Annotated in this window: 26 protein-coding genes; 18 read left to right on the forward strand and 8 right to left on the reverse strand. The window is 65.8% G+C overall.

All coding sequences use genetic code 11. The annotated features are described in order from the left end of the window. The first annotated feature begins 23 nt into the window (after positions 1–23). Genes fliQ through ACZ9AQ_RS12150 form a run of 11 tightly spaced genes read left to right on the forward strand, consistent with a single transcriptional unit; the run spans position 24 to position 10224 of the window. Positions 24–293, forward strand: a complete 270-nt coding sequence (gene fliQ / locus ACZ9AQ_RS12100; protein WP_429206381.1) for a flagellar biosynthesis protein FliQ — start codon at positions 24–26, stop codon at positions 291–293. Further along, complete coding sequence (gene fliR / locus ACZ9AQ_RS12105; RefSeq protein ID WP_429206382.1) at positions 294–1085, forward strand: flagellar biosynthetic protein FliR; 792 nt, start codon at positions 294–296, stop codon at positions 1083–1085. Further along, a complete protein-coding gene (gene flhB, locus ACZ9AQ_RS12110) occupies positions 1075–2214 on the forward strand; it encodes a flagellar type III secretion system protein FlhB (protein WP_429206383.1) in 1140 nt (379 codons plus the stop codon). Before fliR ends, flhB begins: the two co-directional genes overlap by 11 nt. Further along, positions 2211–4313, forward strand: coding sequence for a flagellar biosynthesis protein FlhA (locus tag ACZ9AQ_RS12115; RefSeq protein WP_429206384.1), 2103 nt, complete (start codon positions 2211–2213; stop codon positions 4311–4313). The genes flhB and ACZ9AQ_RS12115 overlap by 4 nt, the downstream gene beginning before the upstream one ends. Before the next feature lie 18 nt (positions 4314–4331). Next, a complete protein-coding gene (locus ACZ9AQ_RS12120) occupies positions 4332–5477 on the forward strand; it encodes a DegT/DnrJ/EryC1/StrS family aminotransferase (protein WP_476108125.1) in 1146 nt (381 codons plus the stop codon). Continuing rightward, positions 5474–6520: a ketoacyl-ACP synthase III gene (locus ACZ9AQ_RS12125; RefSeq protein ID WP_429206386.1), complete on the forward strand. Its 1047-nt coding sequence runs from the start codon at positions 5474–5476 to the stop codon at positions 6518–6520. Before ACZ9AQ_RS12120 ends, ACZ9AQ_RS12125 begins: the two co-directional genes overlap by 4 nt. Positions 6521–6524: 4 nt before the next feature. Further along, complete coding sequence (locus tag ACZ9AQ_RS12130) at positions 6525–6755, forward strand: acyl carrier protein (protein ID WP_429206387.1); 231 nt, start codon at positions 6525–6527, stop codon at positions 6753–6755. A 2-nt stretch (positions 6756–6757) separates the two neighbouring features. After that, positions 6758–7804, forward strand: coding sequence for a ketoacyl-ACP synthase III (locus ACZ9AQ_RS12135; RefSeq protein WP_429206388.1), 1047 nt, complete (start codon positions 6758–6760; stop codon positions 7802–7804). Beyond that, the gene (locus tag ACZ9AQ_RS12140) at positions 7801–8562 is read left to right on the forward strand and encodes an SDR family NAD(P)-dependent oxidoreductase (RefSeq protein ID WP_429206389.1); all 762 of its coding nucleotides are present in this window, start codon (positions 7801–7803) and stop codon (positions 8560–8562) included. The genes ACZ9AQ_RS12135 and ACZ9AQ_RS12140 overlap by 4 nt, the downstream gene beginning before the upstream one ends. After that, positions 8553–9203 carry a NeuD/PglB/VioB family sugar acetyltransferase gene (locus ACZ9AQ_RS12145; protein ID WP_429206390.1) on the forward strand — a complete coding sequence of 217 codons (651 nt, stop codon included), beginning with the start codon at positions 8553–8555 and terminating at the stop codon, positions 9201–9203. The genes ACZ9AQ_RS12140 and ACZ9AQ_RS12145 overlap by 10 nt, the downstream gene beginning before the upstream one ends. Before the next feature lies 1 nt (position 9204). Continuing rightward, positions 9205–10224, forward strand: coding sequence for an aromatic ring-hydroxylating oxygenase subunit alpha (locus ACZ9AQ_RS12150; RefSeq protein WP_429206391.1), 1020 nt, complete (start codon positions 9205–9207; stop codon positions 10222–10224). Here ACZ9AQ_RS12150 and ACZ9AQ_RS12155 read toward each other — a convergent pair. From ACZ9AQ_RS12155 to ACZ9AQ_RS12165, 3 genes are all read right to left on the reverse strand, one after another. Next, on the reverse strand, positions 10221–11084 hold the full coding sequence (locus tag ACZ9AQ_RS12155) for a hypothetical protein (RefSeq protein WP_429206392.1): 864 nt from the start codon (positions 11082–11084) through the stop codon (positions 10221–10223). The genes ACZ9AQ_RS12150 and ACZ9AQ_RS12155 overlap by 4 nt on opposite strands. Positions 11085–11182: 98 nt before the next feature. Next, entirely contained in the window at positions 11183–12034 is an 852-nt protein-coding gene (locus ACZ9AQ_RS12160) for a flagellin N-terminal helical domain-containing protein (protein ID WP_429206393.1), read from the reverse strand. A 138-nt stretch (positions 12035–12172) separates the two neighbouring features. Further along, the gene (locus ACZ9AQ_RS12165; RefSeq protein WP_429206394.1) at positions 12173–14368 is read right to left on the reverse strand and encodes an O-linked N-acetylglucosamine transferase family protein; all 2196 of its coding nucleotides are present in this window, start codon (positions 14366–14368) and stop codon (positions 12173–12175) included. 307 nt (positions 14369–14675) lie between these two features. Between ACZ9AQ_RS12165 and ACZ9AQ_RS12170 the strand changes: the two genes are divergently transcribed. From ACZ9AQ_RS12170 to ACZ9AQ_RS12195, 6 genes are all read left to right on the forward strand, one after another. After that, positions 14676–15107, forward strand: coding sequence for a DUF2231 domain-containing protein (locus ACZ9AQ_RS12170; protein WP_429206395.1), 432 nt, complete (start codon positions 14676–14678; stop codon positions 15105–15107). After that, positions 15104–16399, forward strand: a complete 1296-nt coding sequence (locus tag ACZ9AQ_RS12175) for a PQQ-dependent sugar dehydrogenase (RefSeq protein WP_429206396.1) — start codon at positions 15104–15106, stop codon at positions 16397–16399. Before ACZ9AQ_RS12170 ends, ACZ9AQ_RS12175 begins: the two co-directional genes overlap by 4 nt. A gap of 276 nt (positions 16400–16675) precedes the next feature. After that, entirely contained in the window at positions 16676–17707 is a 1032-nt protein-coding gene (gene dusA / locus ACZ9AQ_RS12180) for a tRNA dihydrouridine(20/20a) synthase DusA (RefSeq protein WP_429206397.1), read from the forward strand. Between the two features lie 350 nt (positions 17708–18057). Next, complete coding sequence (locus ACZ9AQ_RS12185; RefSeq protein WP_429206398.1) at positions 18058–19827, forward strand: methyl-accepting chemotaxis protein; 1770 nt, start codon at positions 18058–18060, stop codon at positions 19825–19827. Between the two features lie 94 nt (positions 19828–19921). Further along, a complete protein-coding gene (locus tag ACZ9AQ_RS12190; RefSeq protein ID WP_208279792.1) occupies positions 19922–20266 on the forward strand; it encodes an energy transducer TonB in 345 nt (114 codons plus the stop codon). 205 nt (positions 20267–20471) lie between these two features. Beyond that, on the forward strand, positions 20472–20876 hold the full coding sequence (locus tag ACZ9AQ_RS12195) for a YXWGXW repeat-containing protein (RefSeq protein ID WP_429206399.1): 405 nt from the start codon (positions 20472–20474) through the stop codon (positions 20874–20876). Positions 20877–20909: 33 nt separating this feature from the next. Here ACZ9AQ_RS12195 and ACZ9AQ_RS12200 read toward each other — a convergent pair whose 3' ends face one another. From ACZ9AQ_RS12200 to ACZ9AQ_RS12210, 3 genes are all read right to left on the reverse strand, one after another. Then, a complete protein-coding gene (locus tag ACZ9AQ_RS12200) occupies positions 20910–22472 on the reverse strand; it encodes a sensor domain-containing diguanylate cyclase (RefSeq protein WP_429206400.1) in 1563 nt (520 codons plus the stop codon). 268 nt (positions 22473–22740) lie between these two features. After that, positions 22741–23556, reverse strand: a complete 816-nt coding sequence (locus ACZ9AQ_RS12205; protein WP_429206401.1) for a phytanoyl-CoA dioxygenase family protein — start codon at positions 23554–23556, stop codon at positions 22741–22743. Between the two features lie 7 nt (positions 23557–23563). Next, positions 23564–24142, reverse strand: coding sequence for a methyltransferase domain-containing protein (locus tag ACZ9AQ_RS12210; RefSeq protein ID WP_429206402.1), 579 nt, complete (start codon positions 24140–24142; stop codon positions 23564–23566). Positions 24143–24620: 478 nt separating this feature from the next. Here ACZ9AQ_RS12210 and ACZ9AQ_RS12215 point away from each other — a divergent pair, with 478 nt between their 5' ends. Then, the gene (locus ACZ9AQ_RS12215) at positions 24621–24782 is read left to right on the forward strand and encodes a hypothetical protein (RefSeq protein WP_429206403.1); all 162 of its coding nucleotides are present in this window, start codon (positions 24621–24623) and stop codon (positions 24780–24782) included. A 113-nt stretch (positions 24783–24895) separates the two neighbouring features. Here the strand turns inward: ACZ9AQ_RS12215 and ACZ9AQ_RS12220 are convergent, their stop codons facing one another. Beyond that, the gene (locus tag ACZ9AQ_RS12220; RefSeq protein ID WP_429206404.1) at positions 24896–25264 is read right to left on the reverse strand and encodes a T6SS effector amidase Tae4 family protein; all 369 of its coding nucleotides are present in this window, start codon (positions 25262–25264) and stop codon (positions 24896–24898) included. Then, positions 25261–25545, reverse strand: a complete 285-nt coding sequence (locus tag ACZ9AQ_RS12225) for a Rap1a/Tai family immunity protein (RefSeq protein WP_429206405.1) — start codon at positions 25543–25545, stop codon at positions 25261–25263. The genes ACZ9AQ_RS12220 and ACZ9AQ_RS12225 overlap by 4 nt, the downstream gene beginning before the upstream one ends. Positions 25546–25553: the final 8 nt, after the last annotated feature.

Consider the following 25553-nt stretch of genomic DNA (forward strand, 5'->3'; position numbering starts at 1 on the left):
TCCTACACGAGAGAGCGACGAACATGAGTCCCGATATCGCCGTCGACCTGGTGGTCGAGGCCCTGCAGATCGTGATGCTGCTGGTGATGGTGCTGGTCATCCCGGGCCTGATCATGGGCCTGGTGGTGGCGCTGTTCCAGGCCGCGACCCAGATCAACGAACAGACCCTGAGTTTCCTGCCGCGCCTCCTGGTGACCCTGCTGGCGGTGATCCTTGCCGGCCACTGGATGACGACCCGGCTGATGGATTACTGCGTCTCGGTGTTCCAGCGCGCGGCGACCCTGGTGGGTTGAATGGGCGTCGAGCTGTACGGATACCTGTTGCCGCTGATCGGCGCCCTGTGGTGGCCGTTCTGCCGCATCATGGCGATGATGGTCACCGCGCCGGTGATGGGCGACGGCGCCATCCCGATGCCGGTGCGCGTGCTGCTGGCGATCGTGCTGTCGTTCCTGATGCTGCCCCTGACCACGCGCGCCGGCATGGCCGCTCCCGATCCGTTTTCGCTCTCCGGCGTGGTCGCCATGTTCGAGCAGGCCGTGATCGGCGGCGTGCTGGGCCTGGCCCTGCAGTTCGCGATGGCGGCCGTCACCATGCTGGGCTTCCTGGCCTCGAGCCAGATCGGGTTTTCGATGGCGCAGATGAACGATCCGATCAACGGCCAGGTGTCGGACGTGATCTCGGGCCTGATGTCGCTGGTGGCGATGCTGGTGTTCTTCGCCATCGACGGCCACCTGGTGCTGGTGGCGGTGCTGGGCCAGAGCTTCCATGCCTGGCCGGTCGGCGCCGGCTTCCAACCCATGCTGCTGGAGGCGGTCGCGCTCAACGTCGGCTGGGTGTTCGCGGCCGCCGTGCTGCTGGCGCTGCCGATCGTGTTCTCGACCATCGTGGTGCAGATGGGCTTCGGTTTCCTGAACCGGGTCGCGCCCAGCCTGAACCTGTTCTCGCTGGGTTTCGCGCTGGTGACGATCTTTGGCCTGTTGATGTTGATCCAGCTGGTGCGCTTCATCCCCGAGCACTACGTGGCGATGACCAACCAGGTGCTGGAGATGCTGACCGAACAGATGAGGATGGCCCGTGGCGGATAACAACAGCAGCGGCGACAAGACCGAAAAACCCTCGGCGCAAAAGCTCAAGAAAGCGCGCCAGGAGGGCCAGGTGGTGCGCTCGCGCGACCTGGCGACCGCGGTCGGCATTTTGATCAGCCTGAAGCTGTTCGCGCTGATGGCGCCCGGCTACCTGGAAGACCTGCGCCACCTGTTCCGGCTGGTGTTCGTGCCCATGGGCGCGGCCGGCAACATGGAAAACGCGCTGTCGACCGTGTTCGGCGCCAGCATGATGCTGCTGGTGCAGATGGTGCTGCCGCTGCTGGCGATTCCGCTGGCGATCATCGTGGCCGGCGCGGTGCCGGGCGGCCTCATCGCCAGCGGCAAGAACCTGCAGCCCAAGTTCAGCCGCTTCAGCCCCATCACCAACCTGGGCAACCTGTTCTCGCAAAAGCACTGGGTGGGCTTTTTCACCTCGGCCGGCAAGGCCGTCATGCTGGGCGTGGTGCTGTGGATGGTCTCGCGCGCCGGCATGAAGGCCTACGTCGAGCTGCAGCGCATGCCGCTGACGGAAGCCGTCGTCGCCGGCAGCAGCCTGGCCTTCGACGCCCTGATGGCGATGGTCGCGGTGTTCGTGGTGTTCGCGCTGATCGACGTGCCGGTGCAGCACTGGCTGTTCATGCGCAACCAGCGCATGAGCAAGCAGGATATGAAGGAAGAACACAAGAGCAACGAGGGCCGGCCCGAGGTCAAGCAGCGCATCCGCCAGTTGCAGCAGCAGCTGGCCCGGCGCAGCGTGCGCAGCACGGTGCCGACCGCCGACGTCGTGATCGTCAACCCGGAACACTACGCGGTGGCGCTCAAGTACGACACCGAGCGCGCCGAGGCGCCGTTCGTCGTGGCCAAGGGCGTGGACGAGATGGCGCTGTACATCCGCCGGGTGGCGCGAGAAAACAACGTCGAGACCCTGACCCTGCCGCCGCTGGCGCGCGCCATCTACAACACCAGCCAGGTGCAGCAGCAGATCCCGGCCCAGCTGTACCAGGCTGTGTCGCAGGTGCTGAACTACGTGCTGCAACTGAATGCGTTCCGCACGGGCCGGCGCCAGGCGCCCCCGCGGTTCCCCAACGAGATGGAAGTCCCATCTCATCTGAGCGAGAAACAAGCATGAACTTTACGACTACCTTCAACGCGTTCGTCGGCGAGCTGCGACGGCACAAGTTCGCCGCGCCGGTATTCCTGATCGCGCTGCTGGCCATGATCATGCTGCCGCTGCCGCCGATCCTGCTCGACGTGCTGTTCACCTTCAACATCATGCTGTCGCTGATCGTGATCCTGGTCGCGGTGACTGCCAAGCGTCCGCTCGACTTCTCGGTGTTCCCGACCGTGATCCTGGGCGCCACGTTGATGCGCCTGGCGCTCAGCGTCGCTTCCACGCGCGTCGTGCTGCTGCACGGCCACGAGGGCACGCATGCCGCCGGCCAGGTGATCGAAGCCTTCGGCAACGTGGTCATCGGCGGCAACTTCGTGGTCGGCCTGGTGATTTTCGTGATCCTGATGATCGTCAACTTCATCGTCGTCACCAAGGGCGCGGAACGGATTTCGGAAGTCTCGGCGCGCTTCACGCTCGATGCCCTGCCGGGCAAGCAGATGGCGATCGACGCCGACCTGAACGCGGGCCTGATCAACCAGGAACAGGCGACCACGCGGCGCAAGGACGTCGCGGCCGAAGCCGACTTCTATGGCGCCATGGATGGCGCCTCGAAGTTCGTGCGCGGCGATGCGATCGCCTCGATCCTGATCCTGATCATCAACCTGGTGGGCGGCGTCGCCATCGGCGCCCTGATGTACGACCTCGCCCTGGGCGACGCTTTCCGCGTGTATGCGCTGTTGACCATCGGTGACGGCCTGGTGGCCCAGATCCCGGCCCTGATGCTGTCGGCGGCCGCCGCGATCCTGGTGACCCGCATCGGCGAATCGGGCGATCTCGAACAGCAGGTCGGCAACCAGGTGCTGGCCCAGCCGGGCGTACTGTATTCGGCGGCCGGCGTCATGCTGCTGCTGGCGATCGTGCCGGGCATGCCGTGGATGTTCTTCACGGTGGCCGCGGGCGTGCTGGCCTACGCCGGCTGGAAGGTCGGCGCGCGGGTCAAGGCGCCCGACATCGACGGCGTGGCGAAAATCGAGGCCGCGCTGCGCGACGAGCGCGCGCCCGACCTCGACTGGCAGGCCTTGCCGGTGGTGCAGCAGGTGGCGGTGGCGGTCGGCTACAAGCTGGTCGGCATGGTCGACCGCGCCCAGGGCGAGCCGCTGGTCAAGCGCGTCAAGGGCGTGCGCCAGAGCCTGTCGGAACAGATGGGGATGCTGCTGCCGGCGATCGCGGTGCGCGACGACCTGGCGCTGCGCCCGACCCAGTATTCGATCAGCCTGTCCGGCACCGTGGTGGCCGAGGCCGAGGTGATGCCCGAGCACCTGCTGGCGATCCCGTCGCCGAGCGTGTACGGCGAGCTCGATGGCATCCCCGGCATCGAACCGGCCTACGGCATGGCCATCACCTGGATCGAACCAGGCCAGAAGGCGCACGCGCTGGGCCTGGGCTACCAGGTGGTCGAAGTGCCGAGCGCGATCGCGACCCACGTCTCGAAGGTGGTGCGCGAATACCTGCACGAGCTGTTCCGCCACGAAGACGTGCCGGCGATCCTGGAACGCCTCACCGCCTTGTCGCCCAAGCTGGCCGCGGCGCTGGAAAAGTCGCTGACGCACACCCAGCTGCTGCGCGTGTTCCGCGTGCTGCTGGCCGAGGGCGTGTCGCTGAAGGACATCGTGGTGATCGCCACCACCTTGCTCGACAGCTCGGAGACGACCAAGGATCCGATCCTGCTGGCGGCCGAGGTGCGCTGCGCGCTGCGGCGCCAGATCGTCTCGACCCTGTTCGGCAAGAAGAAGGAGATGCCGGCCTTTAACCTGTCGGCCGAACTGGAAAACATGCTGCTCGGTTCCCTGAACCAGGCGCGCCAGAACGGCGGCGGCAAGGTCGTGCTGGACAATTACCCGATCGATCCGCAACTGCTGTCGCAATTACAGATTAATATGCCGGTGGCGCGCGAGCAGATGAAGCAGCAGCATACGCCGCCGCTGCTGCTGGTGCTGCCGCAGGTGCGTCCGCTGCTGGCGCGCTATGCGCGCCTGTTCGCGCCGGGCCTGCACGTGCTGTCGTATAACGAGATTCCCGAGAACCGCGACGTGTCGATCGTGGGAACGGTCGGGTAAAGGAAGAGGGGAGAGGAGATGGCGGAGGATATGAGCCAGCGCAAGCCGATCTATGTGACCCAGCCGGACATGCCGCCGCTGGAGCAGTTCCATGCCTATCTCGCGCAGATATGGGACAACAAGATGCTGACCAACGGCGGTCCCTTCCACCAGCAGCTGGAGGAAGAGCTGTGCCGCCACCTCGGCGTCGAGCACATCTGCCTGTTCACCAATGGCACCCTGGCGCTGCTCACCGCGCTGCAGGCGCTGCGCGTCACGGGGGAGGTGATTACCACCCCGTACTCGTTCGTGGCGACTTCGCACTCGCTGCTGTGGAACGGCATCAAGCCGGTGTTCGTCGACGTCGACCCCGACACGCTCAACCTCGACCCGCGCCGGATCGAGGCCGCGATCACGCCCCAGACCACCGCCATCATGCCGGTGCACTGCTACGGCCAGCCGTGCGACACGCGCGCCATCGGGGCCATCGCCGACAACTACAACCTGAAGGTGATCTACGACGCGGCCCATGCCTTCGGCGTGCGCCACGAGGGCTCGAGCGTACTGAACCAGGGTGACCTGTCGGTGCTGAGCTTTCATGCGACCAAGGTGTTCAACACCTTCGAGGGCGGCGCCATCGTGTGCGGCGATGCGCGCACCAAGCAGCGCATCGACCGCCTCAAGAACTTCGGCATCGTCGACGAGACCACGGTGGTGGCGCCCGGCATCAACGGCAAGATGAGCGAGATTAACGCCGCCTTCGGCCTGCTGCAGCTCAAGGGCGTGGATGCCGCGATCGCGGCGCGCGGCCGGCTGGCGCGCGCCTATACCGAGGCGCTGGCCGGGGTGCCCGGCATCCGCTGCGTGCAGCCATGGACCGAGCCCGACGCCAACGCGCGCGATGCGACTAATTTCTCGTACTTTCCGATCCTGGTCGGCCCCGACTATCCGCTCAGCCGCGACGCCCTGCATGCACGCCTGAAGGAGCACGACATCGTCGCGCGGCGCTACTTCTATCCCTTGATCTCGAGCTTCCCGATGTACCGCGACCTGCCGTCGGCGGCCCCTGACCGCTTGCCGGTCGCGGCGCGCGCCGCCGAGCAGGTGCTGTGCCTGCCGATCTTCCCGGCGCTGGCCGACAGCGACCAGCGCCGCGTCATCGACCTGATACGGGAGACCGCATGAAACAGCACGCCACCCTGGCCGTCATCGCCGACCTGGCCGGACACCTGCCCGCCACCGTGCTCGACAACGAGGAACTGGGCCGCCTGTATCCCGGCTGGGGCGCCGACAAGATCTTCGAGAAGACCGGCATCCGCAGCCGCCGCATCGCCGCGCCGAACGAGACGGCGGGCGACCTGGCCTTCCACGCCGCCGAGGCGCTGTTCGCGCGCGGCAAGGTCAAGCGTGAACAGGTCGACTTCGTGATCCTGTGCACCCAGGCGCCCGACCATGTGCTGCCGACCACCGCCTGCATCCTGCAGCACCGGCTCGGCCTGGCCACCGGCAGCGGCGCGCTCGACGTCAACCTGGGCTGCTCGGGATTCGTGTATTGCCTGTCGCTGGCCCGCGGGCTGGTCGAGAGCGGCGCGGCGCGCTGCGTGCTGGTGCTGACCGCCGACACCTATTCGAAATACATTCACCCGCTCGACAAGAGCGTGCGCACGCTGTTCGGCGACGGCGCCGCGGCGACCGCCGTGGTGGCGCGCGAGGCCGCGCCGGAGGAACAGCCCGCGATCGGCCCCTTCGTGTTCGGCACCGATGGCCGCGGCGCCGACAAGCTGATCGTCGAGGCCGGGGGCTTTCGCACCCCGCGCAGCCAGGACACGGCGCGCGAAACCAGCGACGACTCGGGCAATGTCCGTTCGCGCGAGCACCTGTACATGGCGGGCGCCGATATCATGGCGTTCTCGCTGCGCGAAGTGCCGCGCGCGGCTACCGCGCTGCTGGACAAGGCGCAGGTCGCGCGCGAGGCGGTCGACTACTTCGTGCTGCACCAGGCCAACCGCTTCATGCTCGAATCGCTGCGCAAGAAGATGGGCGTGGACCCGGAGCGCTTCCCGATCCACGTCGAGGACTGCGGCAATACGGTGTCGTCGACGATTCCGCTGGCGCTCGACGCGATGCGCGCGCAGGGCTGCCTTGCGACCCCCAAAACATTGATGCTACTCGGCTTCGGCGTGGGATTTTCCTGGGCCGGCTGCCTGTTAACCCTGGAACTGGACTAAAAACATGAGCAAATTCTACGAAGGCATGGCCGAGATCTTCGAGGTCGACCCAGCGCGCATCAACCCGGAATTCGAATTGAACAGTGCCGAGGCGCAGTGGGATTCGCTGGCGCTGGTCTCGACCATCGCCCTGGTCGACGACTGCTACAACGTCATGCTCGACGGCAGCGCGCTGGCCGCCTGCACCACGATCGCCGACATCGAGGCGCTGATCGCCCAGGCCGCGAAAGGCTGACCATGAACGCCGGACGTGAAGCGAAGGTCGCCGGCGCGCGCATCGCGGGCCTGGTGTCCTGCCTGCCGCGCGAACGGGTGGGCAACGCCGGCTTCGCCGAGCGCTTCGGCCAGGCCGCGGTCGACGAGGTGGTCAAGATGATCGGCGTGCAGTCGCGCCGCCGCGTCGCGCCCGGCGCCACCACGCGCGACCTGTGCCGCGTCGCCGGCGCCCGTCTGCTCGAGGGCCTCGGCTGGAGCCTCGACTCGGTCGACGCCGTGATCTTCGTGTCGCAGACCCCTGATTGGCGCCTGCCGGCCACCGCCTGCGCGCTGCAGGCCGACCTCGGGCTGCCGCCCGGCTGCATCGCCTTCGACGTCAACCTCGGCTGCTCCGGCTATCCGTACGGCCTGTGGCTGGCCCAGGGCATGGTCGCGGGCGGCGCCGCGCGGCGCGTGCTGCTGGCGGTGGGCGACACCGTCAGCCGCATCGTCGATCCGCAGGACCGCGCCACCGCCATGCTGTTCGGCGACGCCGGCACGGTGACCGCGATCGAGGCCGATCCGGACAGCCTGGCGCATTTCATCCTCGGCAGCGATGGCCGCGGCGCGGCCAACCTGATCGTGCCCCAGGGCGCATTCCGCGAGCACGTGGCGGGCGTCGATGCGCGCCTGGACGGGCGCGACCCGGCCGCCCTGTACATGGATGGCGGCGAGATCTTCAATTTCACGCTGCGCTCGGTGCCGCCGCTGGTGGCCCGCACCTTCGAACACGCGGGCATCGGGATGGAAGGGCACGACGCCTTCCTGTTCCACCAGGCCAATCTGTTCATGCTCAAGCACCTGGCGAAGAAGGCGAAGCTGGCGCCGGAAAAGGTGCCCTTCAATATCGACCGCTACGGCAATACCAGCTCGGCCTCGATCCCGCTCCTGATGACGACCGACCTGGCCGAGGCCCTGCGCAGCGGACCGCGGCGGCTGGCCATGTTCGGCTTCGGGGTCGGCTATTCCTGGGCTTCCGCCTCACTGGACGTGGGCCCGCTTGCGGTCTGCGAGACCATCGACACATGACGACTATTCCTGATACCGGCCTGGCCGGCACCTATCTCGTGACCGGCGCTTCGTCGGGCATCGGCCGCGCCACGGCCGAACTGCTGGCGCGCCGCGGGGCGCGCGTGATCGCGGCCGGACGCGACGCGGCCCGCCTGGATGCCACTGTCGCCGGCCTGGCAGGCAGCGGCCACGTGGCCGCCAGCGCCGCGCTGCAGGACGCCGACGGCGCCGCCGACTGGGTCAAGTTGCTGGTCGCGGACCACGGCCCCTTGCAGGGCGTGTTCCACGGCGCCGGCATCGAGGCGATCCGGCCGGTGCGCCTGCTGCGCCAGCAGCAGGTGGACGAGGTGATGGGGGGCTCGCTGTTCGCGGCGCTCGGCATCGCGCGCGCGCTGGCCGCACGCGGCGCCATGCCCGACGGCGCCTCGCTGGTGTTCATGTCCTCGGTCGCCGGCGCCGCCGGCCAGGCCGGCATGGCCGCCTATTCGGCGGCCAAGGCCGGCATCGAGGGCATGGTGCGCTCGCTGGCCTGCGAGTTCGCGCCGCGCAGGATCCGGGTCAATGCCATCGCCGCCGGCGCGGTGCGCACGCCGATGCATGAGCGCCTGGCGCGCGCCGGCACCGAGGCCTCGATGCAGGCCTACGAAGGCCAGCACCTGCTGGGCTTCGGCGAGCCGGGCGACGTGGCCGAGGCCGCCGCCTTCCTGCTGGGGCCGGGCAGCCGCTGGATCACCGGCACCGCCATGGTGGTCGATGGAGGCTACCTGTGTCGCTGAATCACGCATCCACGACAGCGCGCACGATCCTGGTGGGGGCGGGCGCCTTCGCCCGCGAACTCATCGACTGGTCGCTCGACGGCGCGCTGGAAGACGGCCGCGCCTTCACCGGCTTCCTCGACAGCAGCCCGGCCGCGCTGGACGGCTTCGGTTACGCGCTGGACTATCTCGGCGCGATCGACGACTTCGTCCCGCGCGAAGGCGACCGCCTGGTGATGGCGATCGGCGATCCGGCGGCCAAGGCGCGGCTGGCAAGCCTGCTCAAGGCGCGCGGCGCCCGGTTCGCGCGCCTGGTGCACCCGAGCGCCACCGTGGCGCGCAGCGCCGTGCTGGGCGAGGGCGTGGTGATCTGCCCGCAGGCGGTGGTGTCGAGCCATGCCCGGGTCGGCGACTTAGTCGCTGTCAATGCGCTCAGCGGCGTCGGCCACGACGTGGTGCTGGGCGCGTATTCGACCTTGAGCTGCCACGTTGACCTGACCGGCGCCGTGCAGGTGGGCGAGGGCTGTTTCTTCGGCAGCGGCGCGCGCGTGCTGCCCAAGGTCGCGATCGGCGCCGGGGCGCGCATCGGCGCCGGCGCCACCGTGATGCGCGACGTGCCCGAGCGCGCCGTGATGTACGTGATGCCCGCAAAGAAGCTCTGACATGGATTTCGACGCCCGATTGTTCCGCGAGCACTGGCACCTGCTCTGCCACCGCAACGAGCTGCCGCTGGCGGGCGACTACCTGCGCCTGCACACGCCGCTGGGCGAGCTGGTCGTCTTCAACGACGGCGGCGAGCTGGTCGCCTTCGACAACCTGTGCCCGCACCGCGGCGCGCGCATCTATCCCGACGCCGCCGGCAACCAGCCGCCCACCTGCCGCTATCACGGCTGGAGCTTCCATGGCGGCCGGGTCAGCGTGCCGCAGGCCGCGTCCTTCGCCGGCTGCGACCTGTCCACGGCGCGCCTGAACACGCTGCAGCTCGACTGGTGCGGCGACTTCCTGTTCGCCGCGGTCGCGCCGGCGCTGGCGCTGTACGACCAGCTGGGCGAGGCTGCCGGCCTGCTCGAGAACATCGGCTTCAATATCGCCGGCCGGCTCGATCTGAACACCTACGATTTCGGCTGCTACTGGGCGGTGGCGGTCGAGAACGCGCTCGAGCCCTACCATATCGGCATGGTCCATCCGGATACCCTGGGCACGCTCGGGCTGGAGGCCGGCGAGAACGTCTACCATGGCCGCAACTCGGTATGGCGCGCGCCGCTGGGCAATGCCCGCGTCGCCAGGCAGCTGCAGTCGTTCAGGCGCCATTTCGCCATCGACTACGCCTACGACGGCTACATTAGCATCTACCTGTTCCCGTTCACGATGATCTCGTCGACCTTCGGCTACTCGTATTCGCTGCAGCATTTCTTCCCGGCCGCGCACGGCGCCGAGACCACCCATTTCAGCAGCCGCCTGCTGGGCGCGCACCCGGCGAATCCGCGCTCGGCGCAGCTGCTGGCGCCGCTGTTCGCCTCGAGCGCCGAGATCAACCGCAAGGTGTTCGAAGAGGACCACCAGGTCTGCCGCCTGGTGCCGAAATCGAGCTGGAGTCCGGCGCCGCTGGCGTACGCCTCGGCGACCGAGGCAAAGATCGTCCATTTCCGCCAGTCGTGCCGCGACTGGCTGGCAGGGCTCTAGACTTCCTGCTCCCGCGCCGGCACGGCCGGCAGCAACAGCGCCAGCTCGGCCACGGTCCGGAACACGGCCGGGGTCAAGGCCTGGGCCGCGGCTTCGGCATTCGCGATCATGGCGTGGGTGCGCCCGACCGGCAAATGGCCGCGCAACTGCCAGCGCACGACATTCACCCCGGCGCGCGCCAATACTTCTTCGAGTTCCGGCTGCAGCCGGCGCAGGCGCGTCAGCGCGCGCGCATCCGGCGCGCACAGTTCGATCGCCACGCCCTGCGGCAGCGGTTCGACCTGGATCACCACCGGGGTGCCGTCGGCCAGTTCCAGCTCCAGGCGCAGGGCCGCGCGCGGGCGCCGGCGGCGTCCAGGCGGCTTGTCGGCGTCTTCCGCCAGCACCCCCAGGTGCTGGGCGGCCTGGCCGCCGGCATGCACCGTGAAGCGCCAGGCGTCCGGGTGGGCCAGCTGGTGCTCGGGGGCCCTCGCCACTTGCCCCTGCTGGGCCGCCGCCAGCATGGCCGGCGACAACTGGCCGGCGCTGGCCGCCAGCGCGCGGCTGGTCAGCTGGCTGCCGTGGTTGCGCACCTGGGCGCGCCAGCTGCGCGCGAGCTGCGCGGCGTCCTGCGGCGGATAGGCCAGCTGGCGTGCCAGCACTGCCTGGTCGGGACGCATGGCCGCGCCTTCGGCGCCGGCTTCGGCCGCCGCTGCCTGGCCATTGGCCGCGGCGGCGCCCGGCAGCGGCTGGGAAAACGGCAGCGGCGGTCCATCGCCGCCGAGCAGGGCGGCGGGCAGGGCGGCGGCCACGGCGCCGACCTGCAGCGCGGGCACGATGGGGGGAGGCAGGGCGGCGGGCAGGAGGGGCGGGATGGCCATGGCGGTCGTGGTCCAAAAAAGAAAAAGGCCAACCGCGCGGCTGGCCTTCTGGAATCTTGCCCGGGGTGAGGCCCGGGCGAGGTCCGGCTATGCGGTCATTACTGCAGCAGCGACATGACCATCGACGACATGCTGTTCGACTGCTTCAGCATGGCGGTCGACGCTTGCAGCAGCATCTGGTTGGAGGTCATGTTCGCGCTCTCGCTGGCGAAGTCGACGTCCATGATCTGACCGGTCGCGGCCTTGGTGTTGGTGCTGATGTTGGCCAAGTTGTTGTACACGTGTTCCAGGCGGTTTGCAGCGGCGCCCAGGCTCGAACGCACGGTGCTGACCGACGCCAGTGCGTCTTCCAGGGTCTGGATGGTGCTGTTGGCGTTCGTGGTCAGTTCGGTGCCGGTGGTAGCGGCGCTGTAGTTCGCCGACACGGCCGAGATGTCGGTGTCCAGGGTGCTCATCGCGGCGCTGAGGTCGACTTCCATGGTCTCGCTCGACGAAGCGCCGATCTGGAAGGTCATCGCCGATTCCACGGTGCCGCCGACCAGCAGCGTCTCGCCGCCGAAGGTGGTGTTCTTCAGAACATTGCTCAGTTCCAGGCCCAGTGCATCGTATTCCAGCTGCATGGCGTCCTTGTCGTCGTCGGTCGACGATGCATCGGCTGCCTGGGTTGCCAGATCCTTCATGCGGACCAGCATGTTCGACACTTCGTCCAGCGCGCCTTCGGCGGTCTGCAGCATCGAGGTCGAATTCTGGGTGTTACGCATTGCGACGGTCATGCCCGAGGTCTGCGCTTTCAGGCGCGAAGCGATCTGCAGGCCGGCGGCGTCGTCCATTGCCGAGTTGATGCGGTAGCCGGTCGACAGGCGGGTCATCGAGGTCGACAGGTTGCCCTGGGTCCTGGCGATCGAGTTCTGTGCGGACAGTGCAGCGTTGTTGGTGTGAAGGCTCAGCATGTTTAGCTCCTGGTAAGCAGGTAATTCGGTCAATCGGTCGGTGTTTTCGAGTGCGTCACTCGCTCTCACAGTAACAAGGCGACCAATTTCCCTGCGGCATTAAATTCTTTTTAGAAATTTTTTTGATGCCCGCTCCGGTCACGCCATCCCGTCCTGCCCGGCTGCGGCGGACGCCCCGGTATCGGCCAGGTCCTGCATCGTGATCTCGATCGGCGCCGCGTCCATCCCACGGCACCAGCGTTCCCACATGCGGCGCAGCGCCAGTTCGACGCCACCGCCAACGATGCCGGGGTAGCCGAGGATGGAATTGAGGAACCGCTCGCGCATTGTGCTGCGGATGGTCGCCAGCGCGGACAGGTTCTCGGCCAGCAGCTGGCCCAGCTTGACATAGGTCTCGGGGCTGTCGGTGACAAAGGTGTGCAGCCCCAGGTGGGTCATGTACGGCGCCGCAGCCTGGCTTGGATTGGTCTTGCCGACCGTGCCGAGGGTGGGCACGCCCATCCACAGCGCATGGCCGATGGTGGTCGAGCCGCTGTAGGGGAAGGGGCTCAGGCAGATGTCGACCTCATGGTGCTGGGCCAGATAGGCGCGGATGCCGCTGCGCTGGCGCATCAGCAGGCGCTCGCGTGGAATTCCCTCCCGGGCGAACCACTCGGTCAGCAGTTCATCGTTGCCGGCCACCAGGCCGCCGAGCAGCATCTTCGAGGTCGGCACTGCGCGCAGCAGCGAGGCCCAGAGTGCGATCACGCTAGGGCTGAGCTTGCTCGCGCGGTGGAAGCTGCCGAAGGTGAGGTAACCGTTGCTCAGCGCCGGCAGCGGGTTCACCGGTGGCGCGTCTGACGACGGCAGGAAGGGTGCGCCCAAGGGCAGCTTGACGATTTTCTCGGTAAACTGCTTGTCGTAACGCGTCCCAGGCACCATGAACCGGTCTTGCAGGATGTAGTCCATCGAGGCCAGGCCGGTGGTGCCGGCATAGCCCATCCATGTCGCCTGGACGGGAGCGGGTTTGCGCGCGAACAGGGGCAGGCGGTTCATGGCCGAATGGCCCGACAGGTCGATCAGGATATCGATGCCGTCCTTGCGGATCAGGTCTTCGGCGGTCGCATCGTCCATGTTCCAGATGACGCGCCAGGCATGGACATCGTTCTTGATCGCGTGCGTGATGGCGTCTTCGCGTGCGTTATTGTAATAGGCGTAGATCTGAAGCTGGGTGCTGTTCTTCAGTGCCGACAACGTCGGCGCCAGGAAGTTGGACACGGCGTGATTGTACAAGTCGGCCGAGACCAGTCCGACCCGCAGTACCCGCGCCGGATCCCGGTCGTTCGTGTGCGGCCGGCGCAATGCCTGCAAGCCGGGTTCCCAGCGTTCGCCGAAGGCGAGGTGCTCGCGCGTGAGCGCTTCTGCGTCGGTGCAGCAGTGGCTCAGGATGAACAGCAGGATGCTATGGTGCACCGCCGAAGGCGACACCTCGAGCAGCCGCCGCGCCGCTTGCAGGGCATGTTCCCATTCTCCGATCGTGAAGTGGCAATGCAGCAGGGTATTGAGGGCATTGCCGCTCTCAGGATTGCGCTCCAGCAATTGGCGCGCCACCCCGATGGCGTCCGGATAGCGTCGAAACTTTTGCAATACCGCGCGCAGCTCGTCGAGCAGGCTGTCGTCGCCGGGCGCGAGCGTGACGGCTTGTTCCAGCGTACGGATCGCTTCGTCGCCGTTGTCGAGTTGTTTGTGGCACAGCGCCAACTGGTGCAAGGCGCGGACGTGCTGCGGCTGAGCGGCGAGCACGCCCTCCAGGCAGGTGCGCGCCTCGATCAGGCGGTTGCCCTGGTAAAGCAGGCATGCCAGGTCGAAACGCGCGCCGGGCTCGTCCGGGGCCAGCGCCAGCACCCGCGCCATGATCTCGTCGACTTCGGCAGCGGCGCCGCGGGCGTTCATCACGCCGGCCAGGGTCAGCTGGATGGCGATGTCCTGTGGCGCCAGCTCGGCCGCGCGACGGGCGCTCGGCTCGGCCTCGTCCGCGCGGCCAAGGCGCAGCAAGGCGTCGGCCAGATGCTGGTGCAGGTCTGCCGCTTCCTGGAAGCGCAAGGCGACGCGGTAGCAGGCGACGGCTTCTTCATAACGGCGCAGGTCGAACAAGGCGCCGGCCAGCACTCCGTGCACCCCGCGCAACTTCGCATTGAGCTCCAGCGCCCGCTGCAATGCCTTGACGCCCTCCTCGAGTTGCAATTCCTTGAGCAAGGCAAGACCGAGCAGGGCGTTGGCGTTGGCATCGCGCGGATTGCGGCGCACGCCTTGACGGCGTTCGGCAATCCTGGCCGCGGCATCGGGTGGAATCATATTGTTCATGCATACAGGGCCGACGCAAATCGGCTTGCCTATGGGAAATAATGCTAATTGTAATTCGGTATGCCGGCACCATGCCTTGTTTGTTGCTGCATGGGAGCGTTTTTTTCGCCGCGCCGTCGTCGAGCGAACATGACTGCAGACACGAAGGCCAACGACCGGATCTGATGCCGTCATGCACGCCAGGGCGCCGCTTCCCCGGCGTGCAGGCGTGAGAGAAATCGAATCTGGTTCAACCATGCGCCAGGACATCGGTCGACTCGATACTATTTGGATAACACCAACTATCAAGGACAATCCGATGTCGACTGTCGTTACAGCAAACCCGGCATACCGCAGTGCGCCGGGCACGCTTCATACCATCCTGCTCGCGGGCAGCGTCTCGCTGTTCCTGGGCGCATTGCTGAGCGATCTCGCCTACTACAATACTTACCAGATTCAGTGGAGCAATTTTGCGTCCTGGCTGATCGCCGGGGCCGAGTTGCTCAGCGGACTCGCTCTGGTGTTTGCGCTGGTCAACCTGATCCGGGCGCCGCACAAAAAGGGCCATGTCCTGACCTACTTCCTGCTGCTCCTGGCCACCTGGGCGCTGGGGCTGTTCAACGCCTTCCAGCACGCCAAGGACGCCTGGGCCGTCATGCCGGCCGGCCTGGTGCTGTCGGCCATCGTCTTCGTCCTGGCCTGCCTCGCGGCCTGGGCCGGTCTCCAACCACGCGTGGGAGGTGCACCATGAAGCGATCGAGCACACTGGTATTGCTGGGCGTTAGCCTGCTCCTGGCTGGCTGCACCGAAGGCGAGGGCGCCAAGACGCTGTCGCTCGGTACCGACCCGAAACTGCCGGCGCCGCAACGCGGCATGTTGCCGAGCATGAAGATTGCCGAACCATCGCCATGGGGCGACCAGAAGCCGACCGTGCCGGAAGGCTTCAGCGTCACGGCCATCGCGACCGGCCTGCAAATCCCGCGCCAGACGCTGGTCTTGCCGAACGGGGACATCCTGGTGGCGGAAGGCCGCGGCGGCAATGCGGCCAAGCTCAAGCCGAAAGACGTGATCGCCGGCTACATCAAGGCCAAGGGCAATACCCAGGTCAAGGGCGGCAATCGCCTGACCCTGCTGCGCGATGCCGACGGCGACGGCCAGTACGAACTGAAAACCGTGTTCGCGGACAAACTGAACGCACCGTATGGCCTGGCGTTTGCCAACAACAAGATTTACGTGGCCAACCAGGATGAGCTGGTGAGCTTCGACTACCAGGAAGGCCAGACCGCGGCCGGCGGCGCGCCGACCTCGATCACCGAGCTGCCTTCCGCGATCAACCACCACTGGACGAAGGCGATGACCGTCAGCCCCGACGGACGTTACCTGTACGTCGGCATCGGCTCGAACAGCAATATCACCGAGCGCGGCATGGAAGCCGAAGTCGACCGCGCGATGGTATGGCAGATCGACGCCGCTGCCGGCACCTATAAACCGTATGCGACGGGCCTGCGCAATCCGACGGCGCTGGCGATCCATCCGGACACCGGGCAGCTGTGGTCGGTGGTCAACGAGCGCGATGAGCTGGGACCGGACCTGGTGCCGGATTACCTGACCTCGGTGCGCGAAGGCGGCTTCTATGGCTGGCCGTACGCCTACTGGGGCCCGAACGCCGATCCGCGGGTCATGCCGGGCGACCCGGAAAAGGTCAAGGCCACCATCAAGCCGGACTACAGCCTCGGCTCGCACGTCGCCGCCCTCGGCCTGCATTTCTCGTCGCCGGTGATGGGCGAGCAATTTGCCAACGGCGCCTTCGTTGGCGAGCACGGCAGCTGGAACCGGATTCCGCCGGTAGGCTACAAGGTGATCTTCGTGCCGTTCGCCAACGGCCGTCCGGCCGGCGAGCCGATCGACTTCGTCACGGGCTTCCGTGACGAGAACGGCAAGACGCGCGGCCGTCCGGTGGGCGTCACCGTCGATCCGCGCGGGGCCCTGATCGTCGCGGACGACCTGGCCAATACCGTGTGGCGGGTGAGCCGCAACCGTTGATGCCGTTGCCCGAGTGTGCGTAGTTCAACAGCCGCGTAATGAAAGCGGCTTGAGCGGCGCGCGCGCGGGCGCGCCGCGCAGGAACGTCAGCAGGTCATCGACGTAGTCCGCAGCTGAGCGCTTGACCCCTGAGCGCTCAGCTTTCTCATGCATCCGCACGGCATCCGAAGCGCGTCCAGATCGCGTCACAGATGCGGCGCAGCCAGGTTTGGCTTATCATTGCCGGTTCCCGACAGTATTCGTCGCCCGCACCGGCGGCGACCAGACTCTTCCAGCATGAGCACCACCTCGACCATTCCGGGCGCCGCCGCCCCTGTCCTGCCATCGCGCCGCCTGTCGGTCGCCCCCATGATGGATTGGACCGACCGCCACTGCCGCGTCTTCCACCGCCAGATTACCCGCCACACCTGGCTGTACACCGAGATGGTCACCACCGGCGCCCTGGTCTACGGCGACGTCGAGCGCCACCTGCGCTACGACGACGTCGAGCACCCGGTCGCTCTGCAGCTGGGCGGCAGCGATCCGGCCGACCTGGCCAAGAGCGCGAAGCTGGGCCAGCAATGGGGCTACGACGAAATCAACCTCAACTGCGGCTGCCCGTCCGAACGGGTGCAGAAGGGCGCGTTCGGCGCCTGCCTGATGAACGAGCCGCAGCTGGTGGCCGATTGCGTGAAGGCGATGCGCGATGCGGTGTCGATCGACGTGACGGTAAAACACCGCATCGGTATCGATTACGACGAGGAATATGGCTTCGTGCGCGATTTCGTCGGCACCATCGCCGCCGCCGGCTGCAAGACGTTCATCGTGCACGCCCGCAATGCCGTTCTGAAAGGGCTCTCGCCGAAGGAAAACCGCGAGATCCCGCCGCTGCGCTATGCGGTGGCCTATCAGCTCAAGCGGGAGTTCCCTGACCTCGAGATCCTGATCAACGGCGGCATCAAGAGCGACGACGAGATCGCGCTGCACCTGGAGCATGTCGACGGCGTGATGCTGGGCCGCGAGGCCTATCACAATCCCTGGACCATGGCCGACTGGGACCGGCGCTTTTATGGCGACCTCGATGCCGGCCGCCCGCGTTCGCGGGTCGAGGTGCTGGAAGCGATGATTCCGTATATCGAGGAGCAGCTGCGTCTGTACGGCCCGCTGGGCCTGAAGCTCAACAGCATCACGCGCCACATGCTGGGGCTGATGCAGGGCTTGCCGGGGGCGCGTTTATTCCGCCAGACCCTGTCCGACTCAAAAAAACTGGCGCTGGGCGACCCGCGCCTGCTACTCGACGCCGCCGCCAGGATGCCGGCCACGGCCTGAATCTATCCAAGCGTAACGAAAAGGCGTGCCTCGGCACGCCTTTTTCATTTCCTGTCGACAAATCGATACATCCGATTGTCAATACAACCACAGAAGTTTCAAAATTGCTTGCTGCGTGGAAATAGTCGTTCCATAATGCAGACCTGTTCCATATGTTGCACTGTATCAATCCTGTTGTTGTTCCGAAACAATTCGGTTGAGCAAGAGGTTTTCTGACTAGCCATATGAAATCTTGATTTATCCTGTCGGAAATACCTGAAGTCGTGGAGAAATAACGATTTCAGATGCGCTTCGCTGGGCGCTTGCCTCTCCGAGCGAGTTTCGATCAATAAGTTACAGGGAAAACACGAATGAATTTGAACAACATGAAGGTCGGTACCCGTCTGGCCCTCGGTTTCGCACTGATTCTGCTGCTGCTGGTGGCTGTTGCCGTAGTGGGTATCCTGCGCATGTCGCAGATCCAGCATCGCCTTGATCACGTGGTCAGCGTGAGTAATGTGTCGACCGGCCTCGTGATCGAGATGCGCAACAACGTCAACGATCGCCTGCAGTCGCTGCGCGTCCTGACCCTGATGGCCGACCCGGCCGACATGGAGCCAGAGATCGCCAAGTTCAAGGAGCAGACTGCCCAGTACAACGAAACCCAGCGCAAGCTGACTGCCCTGTTCGCATCGAACGGCAACGACCAGGAAAAAGCGCTGCTGGCCCAGATCAAGGAACACGAAGCCGCCGCCATGCCGGCGATCGCCCGCGCCACCGAACTCTATCTGGCCGCCAATGCCATGGACGCTACCCGCGTGATGGTGCGCGAAGTGCGCCCGGTGCAGCGCAAGTGGACCGACGCCCTGAACGCGCTGGCCGCCCAGGAAGAAAAACAGAACGCCCAGACCAAGGCCGAGGCCGAAGCGGCGTTCGCCAATGCCCGTAACTTCATGCTGGTCCTGCTGGCCCTGGCCGTGGTGCTGGGCGTGGCGGCGGCCGTCGTGATCACCCGCAGCCTGCTCAAGCAGCTCGGCGGCGAGCCTGGCTACACCGCCAGGATCGCCGGCAGCATCGCCAACGGCGACCTGTCGATCGCGATCGACACCAAGAGTTCGGACCGCGGTAGCCTGCTGGTCGAAATGAAGGAAATGCGTAATAGCCTGGTGGACATCGTGGGCCAGGTGCGCCGCGGCACCGAAACCATCGGCACCGCCTCGCGTGAAATCGCCGCCGGCAATATCGACCTGTCCTCGCGTACCGAACTGCAGGCCAGCTCGCTGGAAAAGACCGCCTCGGCGATGGAGCAGCTGACCTCGACCGTCAAGCAGAACGCCGACAACGCCCGTGAAGCGAATGCGCTGGCCGCCGCCGCGTCGGATGTGGCCCGCAAGGGCGGCGACGTGGTGTCGCAAGTGGTCGGCACCATGGGTGAAATCAATGGCTCTGCCAGCAAGATCGCCGACATCATCGGCGTGATCGATGGTATCGCTTTCCAGACCAACATCCTGGCGCTGAACGCCGCGGTCGAAGCGGCCCGCGCCGGCGAACAGGGCCGCGGCTTCGCGGTCGTGGCTTCCGAGGTGCGTAACCTGGCCCAGCGCTCGGCTGCGGCGGCAAAAGAGATCAAGACCCTGATCGACGATTCGGTCTCCAAGGTCGAGCGCGGCAGCAAGCTGGTCGGCCAGGCCGGCGTGACGATGGACGAAGTGGTATCGAGCGTCAAGCGCGTGACCGACATCATGAGCGAGATCGCCAACGCCAGCGCCGAACAGAGCGCCGGCATCGCCCAGGTCAACACCTCGATCATCGAGATGGATGGCATGACCCAGCAAAACGCCGCGCTGGTGGAAGAAGCCGCCGCGGCCGCCCAGAGCCTGCAGGACCAGGCCGGCGAACTGGCCCGCGTGGTCAGCATCTTCAAGCTGGAAGAGAGTGAGCAGTTCCAATTCGAGGCGCAGGCGCCCGTCGCGACCACCACCGCGGTGGTGGTCCGTCCGGCCGCGAAGCGTCCCGCACCGCCGGCGCCGAAAAAGCCGGCCGCCGCCAGCGCCGCGGTGAATCCGGAAGAGGCAGAAGTTGCGCCGAAGCCGAAAAAGGCAGCTGCCACCGTCGGCAACGACGAGTGGGAAGAATTCTAAGAACGCATTACCAAGCAATTTGCGCCGGCCAGTCGGGCGGCGTGTAGCGAAGCATCACGACATTCAACTCTTAAAAACCTTATCTGGGGAAACCATGAAAAACCTGTCCGCCAAGCTGTTCGTTGCACTGACCCTCACTGCTGCCGCCAGCGCCAGCTTCGCCGCCGAAACCCCGGCGTCGTTCGATCCGAAGAAGTGCACTATCGAATATCCGAAGTCGTCGCTGATGAACGAAGAGCAGGGCACGACCTCGGCCTCGTTCCTGGTCAACGCGGACGGCACCGTGGCGGAGTCGAAGATCGACAAGTCGAGCGGCTTCAAGAACCTAGACCGCGCACTGGTCAAGGGCCTGACCTCGTGCAAGTTCAAGCCGGGCACCAAGGATGGCGCACCGGCCCAGACCTGGACCAAGGTCGACTACGCCTTCAAGCTCGACTGATCCCTTCCCCCTTTGCACGGCCGGCTTCCATCGCCGGCCGTGTTTTTGCAGCGCCCGCTTTTCTCGCCTCCCGCCTCTCCCTGTTCCCTGTTCCCTGTTACAAGTTTGTAGCGGCATGTATCCGCTGTAAAGACTTCCTTCAGTTCATCTTTTTGGCGTCCCGTCTCGCTATAGTGGTTTCACACCAACCGAAACGGAGAGCACCATGAAAACCATTCTTGCCACCGCCGCCGCCATCCTGATCGGCAGCGCAGCATTCGCACCAGTGCAGGCCCAGGCCGCTCATCCGCGGGCCGACGTACTCGTCATCAAGAAGGCGCCGCCGGCGCCCCGCCGCGAAGCCGTGCCGGCCGCGCGCCGCGGCTTTGAATGGGTGTCGGGTTACTGGGACTGGAACGGCCGCCGTCATGAGTGGGTCGCCGGCCACTGGGAGCGTGTGCGTCCGGGCTATGCCTACCAGCGCGCGCAATGGCGCCAGGACCGCAGCGGCTGGCATCTCGACCGAGGCGGCTGGCAGCAGTCGCGCCAGGTGGCGGCCTACCGCGACCGCGATCGCGATGGCGTCCCCAACCGCCACGACGCCCGTCCGAACAATCCTTACCGCCATTGATGATGGCGAGCCTGGCGCGGCCCGGGCAGCGGCTCAGGAGGCGGCGAGATCGCCGCCGCACACCTGGTTGCGGCCCGAATGCTTGGCCTGGTAGAGCAGGGCGTCGGCCCGCTCCACCAGCGCAGTGGCGCTGCCCGCCGGCGCACCTGGGGCGCTGGTGTCGACGCCCACGCTGATCGTCACGATGCCGGCGCCATTGCCGGCATGCGCGATTGCGAGTGCCATCACCGCCTGGCGGATGCGCTCCGCCACCATCCTGGCGCCGGCCGGATCGGTATCCGGCAGCAGGGCCACGAATTCCTCGCCGCCATAGCGCGCGGCCAGGTCGGCCGGACGCACCAGGCAGTCCCTCAAGGTCTGCGCAACCTGGCGCAGGCAGGCGTCGCCGGCCACGTGGCCATAGGTGTCGTTGTAGCGCTTGAAGTAATCGACGTCGAACATCAGCAGCGACAATGGCGCGCCGCTCCTGGCCGCGCGCACGAATTCCATCTCCAGGGCTTCCTCGAAGCGGCGCCGGTTGGCGATGCCGGTCAGGCTGTCGTGGTCGGCCAGGACCGCCAGCGCGCGGTTATGTTCCTGCAGCAGTTCGCGCGCCTGCACCAGTTCGTGCTCGAGGTGGTCGCGGATCACGATCTGGCGCACCAGGCGCCGGCCGAAGTACAGCAGCAATGCAATGGCGACCGCCGTGAACACGGCCTGGCCAAGCACCGACTTCAGCCATTTTTCCAGGATGTCGTGTTTGCTCTGCGCGGTGGCGACGATCAGCGGATAGGTTTCCAGATGGCGGTAACTGTACAGCCTTTCGATGCCGTCGATCTTCGAGCGCAGCATGGCGGTACCGGCGGGGCCCGAGCTGCGATACATCTGGTGCACCGGACCGTTACTGATGTCGGTTCCGACCAGCTTCTCGTTGTGTGGCAGGCGGTAGATCAGGGTGCCGTCGTCGAGGGCCAGCATGATCACGCCGGACTGGCCGACGTCGAAGCTCTGGTACAGGCTCGAGAAATACGCGATGCGGATCGTGCCGAGCGCGACGCCGCCGAAGGTCCCGTCCGGATTGTTCAGACGGCGCGAGACCGGCAGCATCCATTCGCCGGTCGACCGGCTGCGCACCGGCTTGCCGACATGGACGAAGCGATCGGGATTCTTGACGTGGTACTGGAAGTATTCGCGGTCGTCGACCGTGTACAGCGGAAGGCGGTCTTCCGAGCTCATCAGCCAGTGGCCGTCGGGGCCGAACACGAACAGACCGTCCAATTCGTCGACCTCGGCCGCCATGTTCTTGAGATGCAATTGCAGGCGTGGGCGCCCCGCGCCCGTCATGCCATCGGTCTCGGCCCGCTCGACCACGCCCGCCAGCACCGTATCGACCACCCGCACCGCGCTTTCGGCCTGGGCCGCCAGCGCGTGCGACATATTGGTGGTGGCAACGGCCACCTCGGCCAGGCGCTCCTTGCGCGCGCGCCAGCCGTCCCACACCTGTAGTGCCGGCAGCAACAGGCACAGGGCGAGGATGAACAGTACGGCATTGCGTACGGCAGGGCGTTTCTCGGCGGTGAGGCGGGAGATTTCGGGATTGACGCGCTTGTTTGGCATGGATCGGGGAGTCGCCACTGGCTGCCGCGGTGTGGCGGCGAAAACGGCGACTGGAGTTTCTTTTGGAAAACTCATCAATTGTCGCACATCAGGCATCTTCCGGCGGGCCGGTCGTTGCATTTTGCGCCATTTCCCGTGGTCGACGCGAGATGCGGCAGGGTCGGGCGCTTTCCCGGCTGGCTTTCGTAAAACGGAAAAAAGCCACATGCCGGGCAGGTGGCCTTTGGTGGATCCCGGTGGGCGGCGGTAACAGAACCGCCGCCTTTATTTAGTCGGTCTTGGCCGGCGCCGGGCGCAGGCCCAGTTCGGTTTCGTACTTGATGATCTTGAGAACGCGCGAATTCGCGAAATATCGGGCGCAGTTGAGGGGTGAATAGAAGATGTCGGTCTTCCATTCGCCGGACAGCAGCTCCTTGCTGGTCGGATCGTCAGCCGGCTGCATGATCATGTCGGCCATGATGCGGTGCACGCCGTTCTTGTTCGGCCCCGATTCGTGCCACAGGGAGCTGTTCATCACGATGAAATCGCCCGGATGCAGCTCGGGCGTCACTTTGGGCCACCGGATCTCGAACGCCTCGGGGTTGATTTCACCCGCGTCGCCGAGATAGCCCAGCTTGTGCGAACCGGCGTGGAAGGTCATGCCGCCATTGTCTTCGTTGGCAATGCTCAGCGGGACGAACAGGCTGCACTTGTTCAGGTTGCCCAGGTGGTAGCAGCTGTCCTGGTGCAGGAACACCTTGCCCGAGCTGTGCGCATCCTTGATCACGAAGCGGTGATTGAACAGTGCCACGTTTTCGCCGAAGATCTGCTTGACGGTGTCGATAAACACCGGCTCGCGGTACATCCTGGCCAATGCCTCGGGCAGTTCCTCGGTCAGCGCCACCGGATTGGCGCGGTTGACGTTGCGGCCCTCGCTCAGCTTCCCGGCATGGAAATCCTGCCACACCTGCTGCCAGCGCGCGACGACCTGCTTGTCGATCGCCTGGCGCAGGATGAAGAAACCGGTTTCGGCATACACCTGCGGGTCGAACCGCTGCGCCGATACGTGCGCCAGTGCGCGTTCGACTCGTTCGATCGTGTTCATCGTGGCCTCAGATATAGCGGAACGCCAGTTCGTGATCCTCGACCCGCTTTTCCTTGTTGCACTTGGCGAGTACGTTGTAACGGATGGGGAACAGTTCACGTCCGGGCGACTCGAGGCTGTCGATGGTCTCGATGTCGAAGTCGCGCAGCAAGGCCTTCCAGCCATGTTCGGTGATGCGCCAGCAGTCTGGGATCGGCCCGTGGATGCGCCAGTTCAGGGGCGCCGAGATCAGGAGATGGCCACCATCCTTCAGGATGCGACGGATTTCCTTGACCGCCTCGAACGGGTTCAGCGTGTGTTCGATCACTTCCATGCAAACCACGCAATCGTAGGTGCTGTCGGCGATGAAGTCGTTGTGTTTGGTAATGTCGCCGACCAGGGTGGGCTTGTAGGTATCGACGATGTCGAAGGTGTCGACGGCGAAGTTCGTGAAGCTTTCCCGGACCAGCGAGCGTTCTTGCGGCCCGACCTCTAGCAGTCTTCCGCCGTGTGCCGACAGGCGGCGGGCGGTGGCGGTGACGAAGTCCGCCAGGTGCTGGCGGGCCAGCGAGAAGGTGTCGTTATCAAACTGGGAAGGGGTGGCCATAGGATTCGCTTTTCTTTAGAAATGCAACAGGGGACAGCCATGTCAACAGTGAGGATGGCGATCCAGGTAACAAGCCATGATAGCTGTTGCATTGCCTCGATGCAATGTCGAGCGCCGCGACTGTTGGGTTGTTGCGGAACGTCGGGTCGGAGTGTCAGTTTAACGGACCTGGGTTGCGCGAGCAGGCAACGGTGACTGGTCCCGAAACAGGTTGACAGTGACACGCATCGATATCGGATGCTCTGCTGTTCCAGAGACGTCCGATGATCTCGTTGAACCGCCCTGGGTTTTGTAGAGAGTGAAATGGACGCCTCCCGCCCGTAACGGACGAGGAGTCGAGGCGAGGTCAAGCCGGTGCGTCGGCAACCGGTCTGAATGAACAGTGTGAAGCGATCTGGTCGGGAGCCGCTCACCCGATCCGAGATTCAGGCTGTCGTGGTCCGCACGGACCTCGACGCCGCAATTGACGCCGCCAACCATGCCGCCGCTCGATAGCGCGCTGGCGGCGCCGTGCCCGGCGATCGCGCGGCCGACCGCCGACGACTATGACGCCTGGCAGGCCTGGGCCATCGACCTGCTGCACCAGTATGCTGAGTGCGCGTCGCGCCATGCGAAGACCGTGCAGGCCTGGCCGAAGTAGGGTACTGGCCGGCCCGCGGTCATTTCAACGGCCAGAACCAGATCGGCTTCGCCGCCCAGTAGCAGGCACGAGCGCAAGCCTGAAAGCTGCTCCCTGGCCGCTGCGCGATCAGGTCAATATGGCCGACCGGGCCGCCACCGATGCGGAAGAACGACGACGCCGTTGCGGTTGCCGATCCCGATGCGGGCTGCGTTCTCGTCGTGGTAGACCTCGGGCTTTCCCCAGACAACTTTCAGAATCTCCGAAAGCTTTGCCTGCCCTGGCTCGATATATTTCCCGGCCAGAGCGCCGCTCTTTGCCTTCATCCGTGCGCCAGGCAGCGGCACTCCCGCTCGCAGCAGCCCGTAGCTCATGCGGACCGCACACGTATTCATGTATGCGGGGTTGTTGCTCAAATCATCCCAGCCTATTTCGCTGTACAGCTCGTGGCGCGAGGAGTCAGCGGGGAAGTGCTGAAGCACTCGAAGAAAGCTGGGTCTCATGACTTGGCTCCGGATTTTTGGCATGGGTAGAGCTTGCTCACGACGGCAAGGGCCAGCTCGGCGGCGCTGCCCTTAAGTTGTTCTGGCGGCAGGCGCCTCATTTGACCGGCAGCTTCATAGCCAAGCTCATGTGCGACATGGTGTCCAGCCGGACACCACCGCACGCCAACCGTTCCGTCCAACACGCCATCCATGTAGCCCATTGCCCGCTCGCGGCGGATCGTAGCCAGATCGCTGTCGGGCAGGGGGCGCATATCGCGAACGAACTGCTCGCCGGTCATTGCGGGCA

The sequence above is a fragment of the Massilia sp. UYP34 genome (assembly GCF_056279385.1).

What these genes read in the sequence shown, in the direction of transcription:
- ACZ9AQ_RS12215 (WP_429206403.1), top strand. Translation starts at nt 24,621, where the DNA reads ATGCCGCCGCTCGATAGCGCGCTGGCGGCGCCGTGCCCGGCGATCGCG.
- ACZ9AQ_RS12210 (WP_429206402.1), bottom strand. Translation starts at nt 24,142, where the DNA reads ATGGCCACCCCTTCCCAGTTTGATAACGACACCTTCTCGCTGGCCCGC.
- ACZ9AQ_RS12115 (WP_429206384.1), top strand. Translation starts at nt 2,211, where the DNA reads ATGAACTTTACGACTACCTTCAACGCGTTCGTCGGCGAGCTGCGACGG.
- ACZ9AQ_RS12220 (WP_429206404.1), bottom strand. Translation starts at nt 25,264, where the DNA reads ATGAGACCCAGCTTTCTTCGAGTGCTTCAGCACTTCCCCGCTGACTCC.
- fliQ (WP_429206381.1), top strand. Translation starts at nt 24, where the DNA reads ATGAGTCCCGATATCGCCGTCGACCTGGTGGTCGAGGCCCTGCAGATC.
- ACZ9AQ_RS12170 (WP_429206395.1), top strand. Translation starts at nt 14,676, where the DNA reads ATGTCGACTGTCGTTACAGCAAACCCGGCATACCGCAGTGCGCCGGGC.
- ACZ9AQ_RS12135 (WP_429206388.1), top strand. Translation starts at nt 6,758, where the DNA reads ATGAACGCCGGACGTGAAGCGAAGGTCGCCGGCGCGCGCATCGCGGGC.
- ACZ9AQ_RS12185 (WP_429206398.1), top strand. Translation starts at nt 18,058, where the DNA reads ATGAATTTGAACAACATGAAGGTCGGTACCCGTCTGGCCCTCGGTTTC.
- ACZ9AQ_RS12120 (WP_476108125.1), top strand. Translation starts at nt 4,332, where the DNA reads ATGGCGGAGGATATGAGCCAGCGCAAGCCGATCTATGTGACCCAGCCG.
- ACZ9AQ_RS12225 (WP_429206405.1), bottom strand. Translation starts at nt 25,545, where the DNA reads ATGACCGGCGAGCAGTTCGTTCGCGATATGCGCCCCCTGCCCGACAGC.
- ACZ9AQ_RS12190 (WP_208279792.1), top strand. Translation starts at nt 19,922, where the DNA reads ATGAAAAACCTGTCCGCCAAGCTGTTCGTTGCACTGACCCTCACTGCT.
- ACZ9AQ_RS12195 (WP_429206399.1), top strand. Translation starts at nt 20,472, where the DNA reads ATGAAAACCATTCTTGCCACCGCCGCCGCCATCCTGATCGGCAGCGCA.
- ACZ9AQ_RS12130 (WP_429206387.1), top strand. Translation starts at nt 6,525, where the DNA reads ATGAGCAAATTCTACGAAGGCATGGCCGAGATCTTCGAGGTCGACCCA.
- ACZ9AQ_RS12140 (WP_429206389.1), top strand. Translation starts at nt 7,801, where the DNA reads ATGACGACTATTCCTGATACCGGCCTGGCCGGCACCTATCTCGTGACC.
- ACZ9AQ_RS12205 (WP_429206401.1), bottom strand. Translation starts at nt 23,556, where the DNA reads ATGAACACGATCGAACGAGTCGAACGCGCACTGGCGCACGTATCGGCG.
- dusA (WP_429206397.1), top strand. Translation starts at nt 16,676, where the DNA reads ATGAGCACCACCTCGACCATTCCGGGCGCCGCCGCCCCTGTCCTGCCA.
- ACZ9AQ_RS12160 (WP_429206393.1), bottom strand. Translation starts at nt 12,034, where the DNA reads ATGCTGAGCCTTCACACCAACAACGCTGCACTGTCCGCACAGAACTCG.
- ACZ9AQ_RS12175 (WP_429206396.1), top strand. Translation starts at nt 15,104, where the DNA reads ATGAAGCGATCGAGCACACTGGTATTGCTGGGCGTTAGCCTGCTCCTG.
- ACZ9AQ_RS12150 (WP_429206391.1), top strand. Translation starts at nt 9,205, where the DNA reads ATGGATTTCGACGCCCGATTGTTCCGCGAGCACTGGCACCTGCTCTGC.
- ACZ9AQ_RS12165 (WP_429206394.1), bottom strand. Translation starts at nt 14,368, where the DNA reads ATGATTCCACCCGATGCCGCGGCCAGGATTGCCGAACGCCGTCAAGGC.
- ACZ9AQ_RS12125 (WP_429206386.1), top strand. Translation starts at nt 5,474, where the DNA reads ATGAAACAGCACGCCACCCTGGCCGTCATCGCCGACCTGGCCGGACAC.
- fliR (WP_429206382.1), top strand. Translation starts at nt 294, where the DNA reads ATGGGCGTCGAGCTGTACGGATACCTGTTGCCGCTGATCGGCGCCCTG.
- ACZ9AQ_RS12200 (WP_429206400.1), bottom strand. Translation starts at nt 22,472, where the DNA reads ATGCCAAACAAGCGCGTCAATCCCGAAATCTCCCGCCTCACCGCCGAG.
- ACZ9AQ_RS12155 (WP_429206392.1), bottom strand. Translation starts at nt 11,084, where the DNA reads ATGGCCATCCCGCCCCTCCTGCCCGCCGCCCTGCCTCCCCCCATCGTG.